This window comes from Paenibacillus sp. Soil522, assembly GCF_001428245.1.
Classification (GTDB): Bacteria; Bacillota; Bacilli; order Paenibacillales; family Paenibacillaceae; genus Pristimantibacillus.
Genome location: NZ_LMRV01000044.1, coordinates 124,493 through 141,548, shown reverse-complemented (window position 1 = coordinate 141,548; position 17,056 = coordinate 124,493). Strand labels below are relative to the sequence as shown.

Genomic DNA, 17,056 nt, shown 5'->3' with positions numbered 1-17,056 from the left:
TTCATTTTACCATAAGGCCGTTCATTTACCCTTTTATGCCCGCGCTCGTTATTCCTTGCACGTAATATTTTTGCAACATCAGAAAAAGAATAATGATTGGAACGGTAGTAAACGTAAGGGTTGCCATAATCTGACCGTAATAGATAGGCGGAAGTGTGAAAAAGGTCTGAATCCCTAATTGAATGTTCCGCAGCGATTCTCCCGTTGTGACCAGGATCGGCCACATGAAATCGCCCCAGTGATTAATATAATCAAGGATAAAAACGGTCGCGAAGACAGGCCCCGATAATGGAACGACGATGGCTATAAATGTCTTCATCGGCGATGAACCGTCAATAGCGGCCGATTCCAGTATTTCATTGGGAACGTCCATGAAAAATTGGCGGAACATAAAGATGCTGAAGCAATTCGCTACAAAAGGAACGATTAATGCATACCAGGTGTCCACCCACTTCAAGCTGTTCACGATGAAATACATCGGCATCAGGATGCTCTCGAATGGCACAATCATTAGCGCAATGACGGCCATAAGGACGAATTCCCTGCCTTTGAATTGCAGCTTGGCAAGCGCATAACCGCAGATGGAATTGACAGCCAATCCGCTTACACAAGTGACCGTAACATAAAATAAACTATTAAACAAATATTTCATCATCGGAATCCGGTCGAAAGCGGCTATATAATTATCAAACGTAAAATGTAGAGGAAGCAATGCTTTCAAGGAGCTTAAGTCCGCGAAAATCTGAGTTTCAGGCTTAAACGATGAAACCACCATCCATAGCAATGGGGTAATGAACAAAAGCGACATGATTATGTTAGCTATATTTAGAAACCGTTTTGCTGTTCGATCTGTCATACGTAACGACCCTCCCGCTATTTATCTCTAAAAAATTTTTTCATGGAAAAAGAGATAACGACGACAATAAGGAAGAAAATGACGGATATGGCCGAAGCATATCCAGCGTTCCTAAACTGGAAGCCTTGTTGGTAAATGAGCAAGGCCAGCGTCCGCGTCGTATTTTCGGGACCGCCGTTCGTCATAATGTACGGCTGCACGAACAGCTTCACCGCTTGAATCGTCGTAATCGTCAGCACAAACGCAGTCACGTTATACAAACTTGGAATTGTAATGAAACGCAGCTGCTGGAACCTGTTCGCCCCGTCTATAGATGAGGCTTCATAGATATCCTTGGAGATCCCCTGAAGGCCGGCGAGAAAAATCATCATTTGATAGCCGGCCGCCTGCCATACCGACATAAAGATAATCGAATGCATCGCCTGATCCGCGCTTCTCAGGAAGGGTTGTTTCGGGATTCCGAAAAAATTCAGGGCTGAATTGATCAATCCTTCATTCGGATTATAGAGAGAAATCCACAATATAGCGATAACGGTCATGGAGGTCACAACCGGACTGAAGTAGGCGATTCGATACACATTCCGCAGCTTTAACTGATGATTGACCAAGAGGGCAAGCATAAACGCCACAGCGGATTGGACAGGAACGACGATGACGGTAAAATATAATGTGTTGAACAGTGACTTATAGAATAAGCTGTCCTGAAAAAGAAGCTTGTAATTATCTAATCCGATGAACTGGATCTTATCCGGCCGAAGCAAGTTGAACTTGGTGAAGCCGAATAGGACCGCAAACATAAACGGCAGCACCAGAAACACCAGAAGCAATATTACCGAAGGCGCAATGAAAGAATAACCAACGACACTTTCCCTTCTCTTCTGCCGCCTGAGTGACGCCTGCTTGATCTTATGTTCAACTACACCCCATGCAGTTTGCATATCGTCTAATCTCCCTCTCTCCAAAAATAATGAAAGGTGCGGCGCAGGAGCATTTGTGGCTATTCCCGCTGCCGCAACCATTCATTCTCTACTTAACGCCTATTCGGCAAAGTTTCTCTTGAATTCTTCATCATAAATGGTTGCCACATTATCAAGCGACTTCTTCACATCGGCGCCCACCATAATATCGATCAAAGCTTCGGCAAACTTTTGCGTCAGCACGGGATAAGCTGGGGTTACCGGTCTTGCGTTCGAGACCGTCGTCACTTGCTCCTTAATGATTCGGAGCGGCAGTTCATTGTATTCCGACATGCTCTCGAAAGCAGATTTACGGCTGGCCGGCATGCTTGTCGCTTTCGCCAGCTCTGTGGAGCTGTCTTTGTTCGTAAGCCATTTCACCGCTTCCGCCGCTTCCTTCGGATGCTCACTGTCCGCCGAGACGCCTACAGCCCAGCTGCCGGAAGGTGCGGTCGAGTTGCCACCCGGTTTCTTAGGGAAATAGGTAATGCCCCATTCCAGGTCCGGATAGTTTTTGAATCCAGGGATATTCCAAGGACCGCCAAGCTTGGTGGCCGCTTTTCCTTCTTCGAATTCTGTCGGTTTCGGGTCGATGTTGAACAGTTTTTCATTCGCGAGCTTCTGCAGGAAAGCGGCGGCTTCCATGCCTTGCTCGCTATTAACGAATCCGTCAGCCTTTGTTCCTTCGTCGTTTACGAGGTCCGTTCCGCCCGAGATCCACAATTGCTCGAACGCATATGTCATCCATTCGCCCTTATCGTTAATCATATTCGTTCCGAAAATGCCGTCCTTGGAGGTTTTCTTCATGACGTCATACCACTCGTCCCATGTCCATGCGTCTTCTATTTTGTCAGGCGGCGTGATCCCGTTTTCTTCCATAATTTTCTTATTGTAAAACAACACTACGGAAGACTCGTTCAATCCTGGCGCATAAAATTTCTCCTTATACATGCCCTGCTGGACTATGGACGGTACGAAATCATTCATGTCCTCCTCGGTGAAATATTCATCCAGCGGGATAATAATATCCGAAGCCGCGTAATTGGCGATATTGGGCCCGTCCATCGCAATGACGTCCGGAAGCGTATTGGATGCTACAGCCGCATTGATTTTATCTTCATAAGCGAAAGAATTGCCCCTTGTAATGACTTCCATCTTCAATTTTATCTTGCCTTCATAAGCTTTGTTGAACTCCTCTATCCGCTTTACATAAACATTATCCTCCGCCTCGCCCGCTTGCGGACGCCAGAAGTTAAGCTCAACTACTTCATTGCTTGCATTTCCGCCGCTCCCTTCAGAAGCCGCTTCGTTCGTTTGGCCTCCGGAGGAACAGCCGGTAATAAGCATTGTGGCAAGTACTGCGGTAATGATCCCCTTTTTCATATAACACCATCCTAAACGTTTTTTGATTACGCTTTCATCATAATAGGATTAATGGAATTAACCTACTCTAAAAAACGTAAATTAGTGGACAATAACACTGAAAACACTTTCAAAAGCACATTTCCATAAAAAAATCAGGCAAGGCGGCGTCAATAGCCATTCTCGCCTGATCCAATTAGCTGAGAGGAAGCCGTATCGTAACGGTCGTCCCATGATTTTTCTGCGATTCAATATGAATGCCATAGTCATGCCCGTAAAGCATTTTGATCCGTTGGTTCACGTTCGTCATCCCTATGGATTGAAATTTATCTTTCGGAATATCCTCTGACTCGAGCACACGGCGGATCGTGTCCGGATCCATTCCTTTCCCGTTATCCACAATGGTGAAAACTCTAAGTTGCCCTTCGATTCGTCCCGATACTTTAATTACTCCGCCCTCCTCCATCTCATCAAGAGCGTGTATCAGTGAATTCTCTATAAAAGGCTGCAGAAAAAATTTCGGTACGGAATAATGGAATAACTGGGGATCCATCTCATACGATATCGTAAATTTCCCCTCAAACCTTTGGTTCATGATGAAGACATAGTTCTGTAAGTAGGCGAGGTCTTCCTTGAAGCTTACCCTGCCCGGATTTTTGGCGGTATATTCAAGCATCTCCGATAGATCGACCAGCATATTGCTGATCAGCTTTTGCTTGTTCTCAATCGCCAAATAATTAATGATATTAAGCGTATTATAAAGAAAATGCGGATTGAACTGAAAATTGAGCGCCTTCAATTCCGCTTCCATTTCTTTCAGTTGCGTCTTATAGTTTTCCTCGATCAGAGTATGGATTTTATCGTTCATTTGATTGAATTTGTGAATGATGACGTTAAGCTCCATCGTGCCTGTCGGTTCGATTTTGCTGTCGAAATTGCCTTCCCCAATGCGATGGATGGCCCGCAGAAGCCTTTTTAACGGCAGGGTTATTCTCCCCGATATAAAGGAGGCTAGGACAACCGAGATCAGAATGATGAAGATCGTCGAATAAAACATATAGGCAGACATGTTCGGAACGGTTTTCTTTAGGTTGTCGTAAGGAATAAATACAGCGGATAACCAGCCTGTAACGTTAACGGTGTCAAAGCAAACGACCATCTTCCGGCCATTGATCTCGATATATTCCGTACCGCTCCTCTTCGCAGCCGCATAACGGATCCAATCCTGGCTTACCGCAGCCTGATCGTGAAGCGACCCAGAGGCAGACACAATCATGCCATCTTCGGTGAACATCTGATAAAAAGAGCCTTCAATCGTCAGACTCTCCTTAAATGCCTTTTTAATCATCGTCTCTTGAAAGTTCAGGATGAGGATCGGGCGCTCTACGTTTTCTCCCATTTCCCTCAGCAAATTGTTCCGTACTGCTGTAAAGTTCATCCGCCTGGTGGCGGTAAAAACGTATTGATCCTTCTCCGTATATGTGAGGCTGGTCGAATAAAACTGTTCAAGCAGGTTGTAAGTAGGAATCCATCTTGTGTTTGCCGTGGATCGCTGGCCAATCTGATAAATATTGGATAAGGCATAATCCTTTTTGGGAATCCAAAAGTTCGGGGTTTCACCGAACGTGTATTCCTTCGTAACCAAATTGACCGAAAACACATCCTCCGTAGAAGGAAAATATTTATTGAGAACGCGCGTAATCCTACGGTCGGCATCGCTTCTGTCTTCAAGGCTGGTGTTATTAAAAAAAGTAAAAAGCTCTTCGTCCAGGTGCATGTTAATCGCGCTTTGCTCTACCTGGGCCAATGTGGCGTCTATGGATCGATTGCTCATTTTGACCAGACCCAGCGACGTTTCGCTTGCGTTTGCCAGAATGACGTCGGAGCTCTTCATAAAATAGCCTGCTCCCATGACCGTAAGCGAAATTATAATCAACGTGATGAAATAAAACGTCAGCCGCGCCCTTAAGCTAAAGGCAGGCAAAGAAGGCAGAAACGATCTCACAAATCCAGCACCACCCTTAGTAAGAAATGTGGATCTATTATTTCATGGTCTGATTAAATTGTCGACAAAAAGACACTCGTTTCATTATTTCTTGTATGATTTAATCATCATAATCATATATAGAAGGGCAGGAATAATGGCGATGAAAACCTTATTAATATGTAATTGATCCGTGATGAAATGCCCAAACTCCAGATGCGATTGCCAGCTTGTAGGGAGAAGTGAAGTGATATAAATAATTGCTCCGACAGGAATGGCAAACCGTCTATAATCTATACGAAATAACTGAGACAGACCAAGCAAGGCTGCTAAATACCATAGTGTCGCTTTGATAAATATCCCCGCATAAAAAAGCAAAATAACAAGCGCGTCAAAACGCTCGAATATTTCAGCGATCTGAATGAGCTGTACGGATTGCAATAAAGGTACCGTACTAATTTTAATTAATTCCGGCCCCAGAACGATCAGATTTATGATGTTAGAGAGAAGGACAACCATGCTCGAAACAAAAAAAGCTTTAACCGTCGTTTTAGCCATTTCTTTCTTTTCGTTTACATAGCTCCAAAACATAAGAAAAACGACCATTTGGCCAAATGGCATCCAGACTTCATGAAGTAAACTATTTTTTAAAACGGGTTGAATTCCATTTTCCATAATCGGAAGAAGACGATCCAAGTGCACAATTCCCGAAATAAATGGCATGATAATCAAGATCAGATAAAATAACAGCACTCCTATCACGATAAATTCGGCAAACCGAAAAAAGACTTCAATTCCTTTGTAAACCGAATAGATCGACAACGACATCATAATGATCATAATAACGGAAATGGGGCCATGCGGAAGAATGGTAAAGAGGGAAAGATCCCCGAAATCGCGCACATTTCGCATGGCTTCGTAAGCAAAGAACACGACATAGAGCAATAAGAGAAACTTCCCCGCAAAGGAACCGAAATATTGAGTTAATAACTGACTCATATTTTTTTCTGGTTCCCTTCGTTGGATCGCCAAAAAAAGAAAAAGCAGCATTAATCCCAGCAGCATGCTAGTAACAACAACTAACCATGCGTCTTGATTGGCTTTGATTCCTAATTCAAATAAAGGCGTGCTTCCAATTTGAAATAAGATAATCATCGAACCCAACTGATATTTGCTGATTTGTTCCATATGAAGCCTCATTTCTCATTCTTTTTTACCAGAAATCTTGGAAAAGGAATCATCAATCATTCCGGTCCGCCTTATTGTTGCATTAACTTTTACGTCCATTTTTATTTCCGTAAACTCATTCTCCCAGTTCATGCTTAGCTTTTTCCATTCCTGTGGATAAAACTTGTGAAATGCGTCTCCGAAGCCCAATGCATCTGCTTTCATTTTTTTCAGAGCTTGAAAGGAATATTCCGCATCATTTTTTATTTTCTCTTGGATATGTTTTTCCAGTTTTTTTAAGGTTTTAGACTTTTTCAGGTCCAGATTACATGCCGTTTCAATCAGATTTCCTTTGGCTTCAATTTCTACGTTCATGAACAACTTGCCATTCGAAATTTTCGGTCTTCGTTTTGTGTGAGATACTTCAACTAAAAAGGAGGATAGCTGTTCGCTGCCGCTCTCCCCTTCACAAGAAAAGACGATGGTCGTTCTTTTTAATTGATCTGTTATCCAGGGGATGCCGAGGCTTTCTTTCCGGCTTAACCAGCCTGCAAATTTATCCCGCTTAAACACCCCCACTCTATCCAATGTCAATGTTGCGTAATTCCGAGTTTGTTTAAGTGCATCTAAAGAATTTTGTTTCTCTGTCTCGCCCCCGATTTTGATTTCCGGCAAAGTAGCACTAGCTGAAGGATTTGTCATTGTAGAAATCACATCATGTAACTTGGACTGAATGATGTTGATTTGTTTGTCTCCTTGTCTACTTAACAAATTGTTAATCGCGTTTCCGGGAATGTTTTCTAAAGGCGCAAGGATCCCGAGTACATTCTGAGCGTCTATATTCGAAATTAGAACATTTGCTGTTTCCCTTGATTCATAGCTTCTTAAGTAAGCGTCCAGTATTTGGCTGATTCCGAATTCAGCAACACGCTGGCTGATAATAATAACTTGCGTATGAGAAAAAAAGAGATGGCGAGGGGTCTCTAAATCACTCTTCTGAATGGCCTCAAGTACGGTCTTTCCTTTCGTTGAGAAGACGGTAACCGGAGACTGGGAACCGCCACCGGTTTTACTCGAGGTTGATTTCGGTATAATAACTTGAAAGGTCAATACCCATTGATTACGTTCATCTAAATCAAAGGCTATTGCGCTGATGATCCCGAGCTTGTTTAGTTCAATATGGTTCGAACAACCACTATTAACTAATAACATGATGATGATCAACAACAGGATGTTCCCTCGCTTCATTTCCTAATCCCCTTTTGATGTCCGTATCCCTGTTGAAAAATTTCAGACGATTACTTTTCCTTCTCCATGTCGGAAGGTTCCGGACGTGCGTTTACGTTTTGGCGCACATAATTGTTTTTAGCGAAAAGGCGCGGTCTGGTAACCATCATCCACCAAGGCACCCTTATGATCGTATCTTTTAGGTTATTAGGTACAAAAGGTGCTAATGGTGTCATGTAAGGAACACCGAAAGAGCGTAGAGACAGCATGTGGATCAAGAGAAAAAAGAGACCCGACATAATCCCGAACAATCCTAGGGCTGCGGCAAGAAGCATGAGTATAAACCTAATTAATCTTGCGGCAATCGATATATTAAACGCCGGGACGACGAAGCTGGAGATCGCCGTAAAGGCTACCACGATTACCATGGCTGCGGACACAATACCAGCTTCAACTGCTGCCTGTCCCAAAACAAGAGCTCCAACGATAGAAATTGCGGAACCGATGGCTCTAGGCATTCGAACCCCAGCTTCCCTTAGCACCTCAAACGTGATTTCCATCAATAATGCCTCAAAGAATGCCGGAAAAGGAATCCCTTCCCTTTGTGCTGCAAGACTAACCAAGAGGGTCGTCGGTATCATTTCTTGATGAAAAGTCGTTATTGCAATATATAAGGAAGGCAGCAGCATAGAAATGATAAACGCAAAAAAACGCAAAAGCCGCAAGAACGAGGAGATATCGAATCTCTGGTAATAGTCCTCGCTGGCAATGAAGAATTTGAGAAAGGTAATAGGCATCACAAGAACAAAGGGTGTTCCATCCACCAAGACGGCAACCTGCCCTTCTAAGATAGAAGCCGCAACCGTATCCGGACGTTCTGTGTTTATGATTGTAGGAAAAGGGGAAAAGGTTTGGTCCTGTATAAATTCTTCTATATAGCCGCTTTCCAGTATGCCGTCTATTTCAATGCGATCAAGCCTTTGGAGCACTTCCTTCACAACTAAATCATCGGCGGTCCCTTTAAGATACATAACACTAACGTCAGTTTGTGTCACTACTCCGATTTTCCGGTCGACTTTCCATAGATTCGGACTTTTGATTCTGCGCCGAAGTAACGCTACATTCGTGCTTATATCCTCGGTGAATCCATCTTTTGGACCGCGAATAACCGATTGAGAAGACGGCTCTTCTACCCCTCTTTGAATCCATTTGGCAGAGCTTGCAGAAATAGCTTGATTCCAGCCGTCTGCGAGAATCACGGTATCCCCTTTGTACAAAGCCGATATTAAGTCATCTATTTTACTCACCGTATTAGCGGCATTTACAGTAAGAACTTTATCTTTAATAAAACCAAACATATCGGATAAATTTTCTTTTTTAACCGTGTTTGCATCTGCATCGGACAGGATCGGATTCATGATGTTATCATTAATCACTTCGGTATCGGTTAGACCATTTATATAAATAATAGCCATGGGCAAACCATAAGCCCCTTGAAACTTACGAATGTTAAAGTCCGAGCTGTTCCCAGTTAACGCTAAAATGTAATTAATATTTTGCTGCAGGTCGCCTGAAACCGTTTCGGCCTGTTTGCTGTTTGATTGTGAATCTTGGTTCTGATCAAACTTTTGTATTCGTGCATACAACTTCTGCAACCATTTGTTCATCTTTGCATCCACCTAGAAGTCAAATGTAATCACAACCATTATCGGCTTGGTTTTTATAAACCATACTTGAAAACAGTTTGTACCGTAAACGTGTGAAGAGGCTAAAAGTGCAAAAGCAGCCCATCCTCGGTTGAGGCTGGCCTGCTTTCATTTCATAGATTCCTTCAAATCTATAATGACACATCAGAAAAAGCATTCTTGAATATGTATAATGCGTTGGCCTTTTCATCGTTGGTAAGCGACTTTCTATACGATGATTTGCACAATCATGATTTCCAAACGATCAACAATCTCTCCAAAGGCTTGTATAATCTTCATTCTATTGAGGGTGTGGCCGATACGAGGCTAATAAACCTGGAGCACGATTGGATGATCAGCAATCTCGGCTTTACGTCTACAGAAGATTTTCCGAATCAAGATTTACTGAGCGAATATGCCAAGCGTCCCCAAAATTTATTTTGGTTAGCAAATGATAGTATCTCACAAGAAAATAACATTCGGCTGGTCATTTGCCCCTTCATCCGCCGTCCCCCTCTACTTAAATTCATGTGTGCATCGATCACAATTCAAATCATAGGTTTCGGGGTTATGACTGGCAATAGTACTGATCGAACCAAATAAAAAAACCTGATAGATCAAGGAATTTGATCACATCAGGTAAGACATTTGTGGGCGATACCGTTACTCCTTGACCGATCCAAGCGTAATCCCATGAACAAAGAATCGTTGCAAGAACGGATAGATCACTAGAATTGGAATCATGGCAATAAAGATCTTTGCCGCATTCAGAGTCTGGTTGGATAGCTCATTTAAGCGTTTCAACGTTTCAGGATCGTTGTTAATCGTGGTCAAATCCATCTGAACGACCATCTGTTGAATATAGGTTTGCAGCGGATAATTATCTGGCTTCGTCATAAAAACCAAACCGCTGAAAAACTCATTCCAGTGACTGACTATGCTGAACAGTGTAACTGTGGCTAATACCGGTACGGATAAAGGTATAATTAACTTAATCAGGGTATACCACGGTCCTGCTCCATCCACAAAAGCGGATTCTTCCAGCTCCTTAGGTAAGTTCCTGAAGAAATTCAGGACCAGAATGACATTAAACATGGGTAAGCCGCCTGACAGCACCAATACCCAAACGCTGTCGATGAGTCCATATGCCTTCACAGTTTGATAGAGCGGGATAAGCCCTCCGCTGAACAGCATCATAAACACCAGTATCCACATAAGGACGTTTCTTAAACGAAACTCTTTGGTGCTCTTGGATAACGGGTACGCCATAAACACCGTAACTACAAAACTGAGGGAAGCCCCCAATACAACACGTTGAATGGATACCCAGAATGAGTTAAAAAAAACAGCATCCTTCATAATTTGCATGTATGAATTCAGATTGAACCCTATCGGCCATACGCTGACGATACCGGCTGCAGCTGCAGATTTTTGACTCAGGGAAACCATCAATGTGTACCAGATAGGAAGGATACATAGAAGTGAAATGGCAACTAATAAGATAATAAGGATTAAATCGAATATTTTGGAGGCGGCACTCGTTTCTCTAATCATTTCAATGCTCCTTCGTTAAAAGATCCGGTAATTTGTAAATCGATTGGCAAGGTAATAAGATAATGTGATCAAGATAAAGCCCACAACGGATTTTAGCAAACCGACGGCCGTAGCCAAACCATATTGCAATTTCAACAGACCTTCGCGGTATACCCAGGTATCAATAATATCGCCGGTGGAATATACAAGCGGATTATACAAGTTAAAGATTTGATCGAATCCGGCATTCAGTACATTTCCTAGACTTAAGATTAGAAGCAGCAAAGCGGTTGGCGCGATACCTGGAACCGTAATATGCCTGAGCCGATGCCAGCGATTTGCTCCATCTAGTGCCGCCGCTTCATATAAAGAGGGATTGATTCCTGTTAAAGCTGCCAAATAAATAATGGTATTAAAACCAAACTCTTTCCATACATCACTCCCGACAACGAGATACGGGAACAACTCTGGTTTGCCCATAAATAGAATCGGATCAATATGGAATACCGACAACATGTTGTTAACCGGGCCCGTAAAGGAGAAGACATCCATTATAATCCCGCTGAGAATGACCCAAGACAGAAAATGTGGTAAATAGACTAAAGTTTGCACCCATCTTTTGAAGATGGCGACCCGTAATTCATTTAGCATTAGAGCAAAAATAACCGGTACAATAAGATGCGCCACCATCTTCATTAGTGCGATAAAAATGGTATTAAAAAAGATGATTTTACTGTCATTAAGCGCAAACATATATTCGAAGTTTTCTAAACCGATCCATTCCGAGCCAAACACGCCGCGTACAGGCTGATAATCCTGAAAAGCAATAAGTACCCCGAACATCGGTACGATACTAAACATTATCAACCATGCATACCCCGGGAGAAGCATGAGATAGTAATGTTTTGCTAATCCTTTATTTTTCACAATACTGTCACTCCTTGTTTTCGTTGTAGAGAGATGCCGGATCAGTGCAAGTGCTCTTATGCAGATGCTTCTAGTTCAGTATAAACGCGATGTACTTCTTTCCGTGATAGATAGCGAGAGGGCATTCAGGTAGAGAAATGAAGGAAAATCAAGCAAGCACGAGAGCCGTTTGATCAATCATTTCTAACATCTATACGCCTGTCCATCCTACATTTGTCCACCTAAGCAATGAAAGACATAGGGAAAGGACGCCGTCTTTATGTCGGCGTCCTTCCTGGTAACAGTTTTTATTTAATTGTTTTTGCAATTTCCTCTGTTACATCATCGCCGCCTTGTTTTTTCCAGTCCTTAACGAACTGATCAAAGGTATCAAGCGGTGCAGAACCCATAATAATCTTCAAGAACGTTTCTTTTTCCAGCTTGGCTAAGTTCGTCCATCTTTTCTCGACGGTTCCGGTACGTGTATAGGAAAGACTTTTGACTTTATTGAGATTTGGATCGGAATGGTTTCTAGCCCCAACCATAATGGAATAGGCGCGCATAAAATCTTTGTCGCTCTGATTCCAATATTGAATATCCAGGTTGTCATAAGGTTCTAATTTGGCATTTTTAATCGTTTCCAACGAATTTTTCAGCAATTTATATTCCGGCATGTCTGCATAATCTTCCGGCGTCTTGGTCCCCGCCAATACCTCTTGCATAGCCTTATATTCAAAACCGATTTCGTCGAGCGGCGCAAAGAAGTTACGGATGAGCATGAAATCAGGCCCGTGTATCGCTTCGTCTCTCAAATAAAGATTATTCAGCTTAATTAGAGCCTCCGGATGCTCATATCCTTTCCGGACAACCAGGTAACCGTTCGATGGGTTAGTTACCTTGACGTTGTATTTGCCTTCCGCATCCAGCGGCGCCGCATAAGCCTGCCAGTTGGCTTTGGGATCGTTCTGCCATGCGCTCGGCAGCGGCCAGTATCCTCCATAGAAACCTTCGAAAAACATACCCGCTTTACCGCCAATGACCGTCTCTTCGGCAGCTTTGCGAATGCCTATTTCTTTATCGATCAAACCGTTTGCATACATGTCCCGCAGCTTAGCAAGCGCATTTTTGGTCTCTGGCAAAATTGATCCATACGCTGGCTTGCCGTCGTCGTCTTCAACCCAAAATCCCGGAAACGCATGAAAGGCTCCAAAAATCGGCGTTACATCGAAGGCGCCTGGGCCGGCAGTAAAATCATTGTATAATCCCGTACCCGCAGCGATACCGATGGTGTCCGCTTTACCGTTTCCATCAGGATCCTGCTCCACGAAGGCTTTCGCCACATTTTCCAGTTCTTCCACCGTTTTTGGAGGCTGGAGGCCGAGCTTATCGAGCCAGTCTTGACGGATCCACAGCATATTAAAGTCTTCTGCACCTACATGCGGAATAGCCATCATCTTTCCGTCAAAGGTAACCTGCTCATGAGCAAGACCATTTGTACTTTCCATAATTCTTTTTACAGAAGGAGACGCATAGTTATTGTAAGCCTCCGTGAGATCTTCCAATTCCCCTGCTTTCACCATTTGATTCAACTGTACTTGGCTGACAACCATAGCATCAGGCAAATCATTGCTGGCAATGGACAAATTCATTTTCTGTTCAAAATTTTCTTTGGATACCTGCCACGCAATATCAATTTCTATATTAAGTTCTTCTTTCATCGCCGTTTTCCAGGCATTTTTCTCAAGTGTTTCCCCTTTAGTGGACTTGAAGGCCGGGTCTACAGAGTAAGCGGTTGTGATGGTTACCGGCTCTTCGTATTTACCGAACGGATCGGCAGGTACGGCTGGTTTAGCACTTGCCTGCGGCTTTTCCGCTGTTGATTCATTTGATCCATTCGAACACGCTGATACCGCTACCATTGATGCTGCAAGCAACACCATGGTGATCTTTTTTAACATTAACGTCCCCTTCTTTCGCTAAGTTTTTGCCTCGTGTTTCAGTATATACCTGAAAGTCAGCACTCCGAGATAGATAGCGAGAGGAGGTTCAGTTAGAGAAATGAAGGCAATTCATGCGACCAGGATCGCAAATGGCAATTTGCTCTTAACATTTCCCTCCCTATTATCATACATATATCTACCTGCATGGATTTCGGGTCTCCTGTACTAATTCATTCGATTAGTTTGACGATATTCGCTTGGAAGTACGCCTATCAATTCACGAAAAATTCTGCTGAAATATTTTTCATCCGAGTAGCCGGTTTGTTCCGCGATCCAAACAATGGTATGGTTCGTATTCAACAAATACTCTTTTGCCTTTTCTATTCGGATGGACCGGGAATAATCGTTGAACGTTTTTCCGATAATATCTTTAAAACATTGGCTAAAATAACCTCGGCTTAAATTTAATCGTTGGGCCAATTCGGCTGCTGTAAGCTGCTTGCTTAGCTCATCTTGAACCATTGAAACAGCCTTCGTGATGCAATCCATGATTTCTTGTGAGTAAGCAGGATTTCCAATAGAATCCTGAATGCTCTTTCGGATCTTGCTTAACCATTGTTCTACGTGAAACCAAGAATGAACAGGGTTGATCATTTGAATTTTGCATAATTGAGTCTGAGTAAAAAGACGGTTCCATTCGATAACAAGCGAATATAGAAGTCCTATTAATTGTTTTTCTTGCAGCCTCAACGACTTCATTTCGTGAATAAGTCTATTAAATGTAGTATCGTTATGGAACCATGTAGAGAACAGCCAGCCTTCCTTTACTTTTTCCAATACTGAATCATCCGTTTCGGTATGGACATTTACATCCTCGCTCAGGGAAACGTTAATGATTTTGTGATCAGGATGATATTCATAAAATAAAACTTTCTCCTTATAAACCCTAAACCAGCGTTGCATATCCTTCCAGCTGTACCCGTCCTTGTCAGATAAAATAAGCAGCACGCTCTCCGGTTCCACACGCACCTTCTCCGATAATGTTTCAAACACTTCACTTTGTTGTTCTTCTTTAGTAAACCACACAGAGCAATTTCGATCCGCTTCCATCATGACTGCAGATGTAGAAAGCTGCAGTTCATGAGGCCAATTATGATCAATTTCATGATTCAAGGATAAAAGCACATAAGCAAACTTATTTTCGGCAATAGCTTGATCCGGATTTAACGATTTTATGCTTTGACTTCTTTGTTCGTTAATACGTGCTGCTATTCGACCAAGAATTTCTTCAAACTGTTCCTCTTCCATCTGCACCTTGGCAATATAATCGATTGCGCCCAGCCTTAACGCTTCCTGGATATATTCGAAATCCTGGTGCAGCGTCAATACAACCATATGCAGATGCGGAAACCGCATTCGCGCGATCTTCATAAGTTCAATGCCGGACATGACCGGCATGGAGAGATCTGTAAGCAGCAAATCGACTGCATGTGATTCTAAAAACTTTAATGCCTTCTCACCATTACTCGCTTCCCCGACTACCTCCATGCTGAAATCTTCCCAAGGCATAAACGAAATCAGGCCTCTGCGAACTAGTTTATCGTCATCTACCACAAGAACTTTTATCGACATCACGTATCCTCCCTGCTCAGAGGCAAAGTCAACAATACGCTTGTCCCCTTGCCGACTTCACTCTTTATTTCCAGACTCGCATTATCTCCATAACGTGCATCCAGCATTCGTTTAACATAATTCATGCCAATTCCCATCCCGACTTTCTTATGTTCAATCGTGCGATTATTCAGGATCTCTTGGATCGTTTCTTCCTTCATCCCTGCTCCATTATCATGAATGGATATGCGAATATCTTTATCCAATGCGACACTGACCTCAATATATCCATCATCGCTTAAGCCGTGATATAAAGAGTTTTCAACCAATGGCTGCAGTATAAAGCGCGGCACGGGCTGTTTTAGGACACTCTCGTCCACTCCTATCCGAACATCAAACTGAAAATCGTACCTAATTTGCTGTAAAACAAGATACTGTCTCAACGCGTCGATCTCTTCCTCAATGGTTGATACTTGTCCCATTTTACCCAAGTTGTAATACAACAGCTTGTTCAGCGACTTTACGAGCCGGTCAATCTCCTTTTGCCCGTTGATCATGGCGAGCCAATGCACAGTATCAAGGGTATTCATCAAGAAGTGTGGGTTGATCTGATAGAGCAGTTTTTCTACTTCAAGATCTACACGTATTTTTTCCTTTTGCTCTACTTCTTTAAATAAATTCCAGATCTGTTCCTTCATTTCGGAAAATTGTCTTAATAAGTAATCAAATTCGGGAATATTCGTTTTTTCAAGCTGCGGTTTTAAGCGATTTTGAGACATCCATTTAATCTCGGAATGAAAAAGGTTTAACGGCTTGTATACCATCTTCCAAAGCATCCAAGCGAGCAAAATGGTCAGGCAAATAAAAAACAGCGAAACCAGCAATATTTGAAGCATCCATTGGTCTTTTTCTTTGTGATAGTCAGTCTGTGAAATAACGGAAACAACACTCCAATTTTGATTAGAGGTCTGCTTAAACCAGTAATGATCTTTATATAAACCGGTCCCCTCCTCCTTCGAAAAATCGGGGAATTGTGCGCCATTCATAAATATTTCCGGAACCTCACTATAAGCGATTCGACCATTCCCGTCTAAAATAAGATGAGATAAGCCTCCTCCATATTCATTGTTATCTAGAATGTTTTGGGTCAAGGAAAACCCGGTTTCAATATAAACGTAGACATCATCACGATCCGGCAATCCTACCTTTCTTAACGCTGACAACACGATTTGATTATCAGACTCGTTCATACTTTTATGGGGTCCGAAATACGTAATATCATAATACTTAGCTAGCAAAGGCAAAGAATTTACTGAAAATGTTTCTTTTACAGGGAAGTTTTCAAATTGAATGGCATCTTCTTTCTGGATATAGTAAAGCGCTAGTCCAATATTGGGGTTGGAAAAGGTTATCAAGTTCAGTTCGCTTTTCAACTGATTTTTAGTTTGTATTCTTTGATAACGATCCATCGTTTGGAACAAGACATCGTCTATTTGTTTTACGATATTGCCGCCATATGCTAATTGTTGTGAAATATGATTTAGATTGCTTATGGAATTCCCTAAAGAAAGTTCAACTTGTCTTAAATTACTGTTAATTCCGCTCTCAATTTTATTGTCAAATATCTTGTCAATCGTGTAGTTCGAAATGATAAAAATACTTAAAAAGGGCACCACAGAACTGACTAGAAATATTAAAAAAATTCTTCTCTTCAACGTCATTTTCTTCTACAACCCTCCATACATAACTATTTTCATACTTTTTTCTAATCATTTTAGCATGCATGATAATTTTAGGGAAACGTTTGCACTGTGAAACCTTATCATGCA

13 protein-coding genes are annotated in these 17,056 nt (G+C 42.4%); 1 reads left to right on the top strand and 12 read right to left on the bottom strand.

Annotated features, from left to right (window positions below; all coding sequences use genetic code 11):
• Window positions 1-25: 25 nt before the first annotated feature.
• From ASG81_RS14380 to ASG81_RS14350, 7 genes are all read right to left on the bottom strand, one after another.
• The gene (locus ASG81_RS14380) at window positions 26-856 is read right to left on the bottom strand and encodes a carbohydrate ABC transporter permease (protein WP_056635205.1); all 831 of its coding nucleotides are present in this window, start codon (window positions 854-856) and stop codon (window positions 26-28) included.
• Between the two features lie 17 nt (window positions 857-873).
• Window positions 874-1,794, bottom strand: a complete 921-nt coding sequence (locus tag ASG81_RS14375; RefSeq protein WP_081417343.1) for a carbohydrate ABC transporter permease — start codon at window positions 1,792-1,794, stop codon at window positions 874-876.
• Window positions 1,795-1,893: 99 nt separating this feature from the next.
• Window positions 1,894-3,195 carry an ABC transporter substrate-binding protein gene (locus tag ASG81_RS14370; protein ID WP_056635202.1) on the bottom strand — a complete coding sequence of 434 codons (1,302 nt, stop codon included), beginning with the start codon at window positions 3,193-3,195 and terminating at the stop codon, window positions 1,894-1,896.
• A gap of 175 nt (window positions 3,196-3,370) precedes the next feature.
• Window positions 3,371-5,179, bottom strand: coding sequence for a cache domain-containing sensor histidine kinase (locus ASG81_RS14365; protein ID WP_056635199.1), 1,809 nt, complete (start codon window positions 5,177-5,179; stop codon window positions 3,371-3,373).
• Window positions 5,180-5,263: 84 nt separating this feature from the next.
• On the bottom strand, window positions 5,264-6,346 hold the full coding sequence (locus ASG81_RS14360) for a GerAB/ArcD/ProY family transporter (protein WP_056635196.1): 1,083 nt from the start codon (window positions 6,344-6,346) through the stop codon (window positions 5,264-5,266).
• A 15-nt stretch (window positions 6,347-6,361) separates the two neighbouring features.
• A complete protein-coding gene (locus tag ASG81_RS14355) occupies window positions 6,362-7,573 on the bottom strand; it encodes a Ger(x)C family spore germination protein (protein ID WP_056635193.1) in 1,212 nt (403 codons plus the stop codon).
• Window positions 7,574-7,623: 50 nt separating this feature from the next.
• Window positions 7,624-9,219 (bottom strand): spore germination protein, encoded by a 1,596-nt coding sequence (locus ASG81_RS14350; protein WP_056635191.1) that lies wholly within the window; start codon window positions 9,217-9,219, stop codon window positions 7,624-7,626.
• Between the two features lie 204 nt (window positions 9,220-9,423).
• On the opposite strand from ASG81_RS14350, the gene ASG81_RS14345 reads away from it, so the two are divergent.
• Entirely contained in the window at window positions 9,424-9,840 is a 417-nt protein-coding gene (locus ASG81_RS14345) for a hypothetical protein (RefSeq protein ID WP_155971527.1), read from the top strand.
• 60 nt (window positions 9,841-9,900) lie between these two features.
• Here ASG81_RS14345 and ASG81_RS14340 read toward each other — a convergent pair whose 3' ends face one another.
• The 5 genes from ASG81_RS14340 to ASG81_RS14320 form a co-directional block, all read right to left on the bottom strand.
• Window positions 9,901-10,791, bottom strand: coding sequence for a carbohydrate ABC transporter permease (locus tag ASG81_RS14340; protein ID WP_056635185.1), 891 nt, complete (start codon window positions 10,789-10,791; stop codon window positions 9,901-9,903).
• 15 nt (window positions 10,792-10,806) lie between these two features.
• Window positions 10,807-11,697: an ABC transporter permease gene (locus ASG81_RS14335; protein WP_056635182.1), complete on the bottom strand. Its 891-nt coding sequence runs from the start codon at window positions 11,695-11,697 to the stop codon at window positions 10,807-10,809.
• Window positions 11,698-11,984: 287 nt separating this feature from the next.
• Complete coding sequence (locus tag ASG81_RS14330; protein ID WP_056635179.1) at window positions 11,985-13,634, bottom strand: extracellular solute-binding protein; 1,650 nt, start codon at window positions 13,632-13,634, stop codon at window positions 11,985-11,987.
• Between the two features lie 207 nt (window positions 13,635-13,841).
• Window positions 13,842-15,248, bottom strand: coding sequence for a response regulator transcription factor (locus ASG81_RS14325; RefSeq protein WP_056635176.1), 1,407 nt, complete (start codon window positions 15,246-15,248; stop codon window positions 13,842-13,844).
• Complete coding sequence (locus tag ASG81_RS14320; protein ID WP_056635173.1) at window positions 15,248-16,948, bottom strand: sensor histidine kinase; 1,701 nt, start codon at window positions 16,946-16,948, stop codon at window positions 15,248-15,250. Before ASG81_RS14320 ends, ASG81_RS14325 begins: the two co-directional genes overlap by 1 nt.
• Between the last annotated feature and the right edge of the window lie 108 nt (window positions 16,949-17,056).

Bases quoted from the DNA above. Each gene is read 5' to 3' on its own strand.
- ASG81_RS14330 (WP_056635179.1), bottom strand. From the start codon at position 13,634: ATGTTAAAAAAGATCACCATGGTGTTGCTTGCAGCATCAATGGTAGCG.
- ASG81_RS14375 (WP_081417343.1), bottom strand. From the start codon at position 1,794: ATGCAAACTGCATGGGGTGTAGTTGAACATAAGATCAAGCAGGCGTCA.
- ASG81_RS14370 (WP_056635202.1), bottom strand. From the start codon at position 3,195: ATGAAAAAGGGGATCATTACCGCAGTACTTGCCACAATGCTTATTACC.
- ASG81_RS14350 (WP_056635191.1), bottom strand. From the start codon at position 9,219: ATGAACAAATGGTTGCAGAAGTTGTATGCACGAATACAAAAGTTTGAT.
- ASG81_RS14360 (WP_056635196.1), bottom strand. From the start codon at position 6,346: ATGGAACAAATCAGCAAATATCAGTTGGGTTCGATGATTATCTTATTT.
- ASG81_RS14325 (WP_056635176.1), bottom strand. From the start codon at position 15,248: ATGTCGATAAAAGTTCTTGTGGTAGATGACGATAAACTAGTTCGCAGA.
- ASG81_RS14320 (WP_056635173.1), bottom strand. From the start codon at position 16,948: ATGACGTTGAAGAGAAGAATTTTTTTAATATTTCTAGTCAGTTCTGTG.
- ASG81_RS14345 (WP_155971527.1), top strand. From the start codon at position 9,424: ATGTATAATGCGTTGGCCTTTTCATCGTTGGTAAGCGACTTTCTATAC.
- ASG81_RS14355 (WP_056635193.1), bottom strand. From the start codon at position 7,573: ATGAAGCGAGGGAACATCCTGTTGTTGATCATCATCATGTTATTAGTT.
- ASG81_RS14380 (WP_056635205.1), bottom strand. From the start codon at position 856: ATGACAGATCGAACAGCAAAACGGTTTCTAAATATAGCTAACATAATC.
- ASG81_RS14340 (WP_056635185.1), bottom strand. From the start codon at position 10,791: ATGATTAGAGAAACGAGTGCCGCCTCCAAAATATTCGATTTAATCCTT.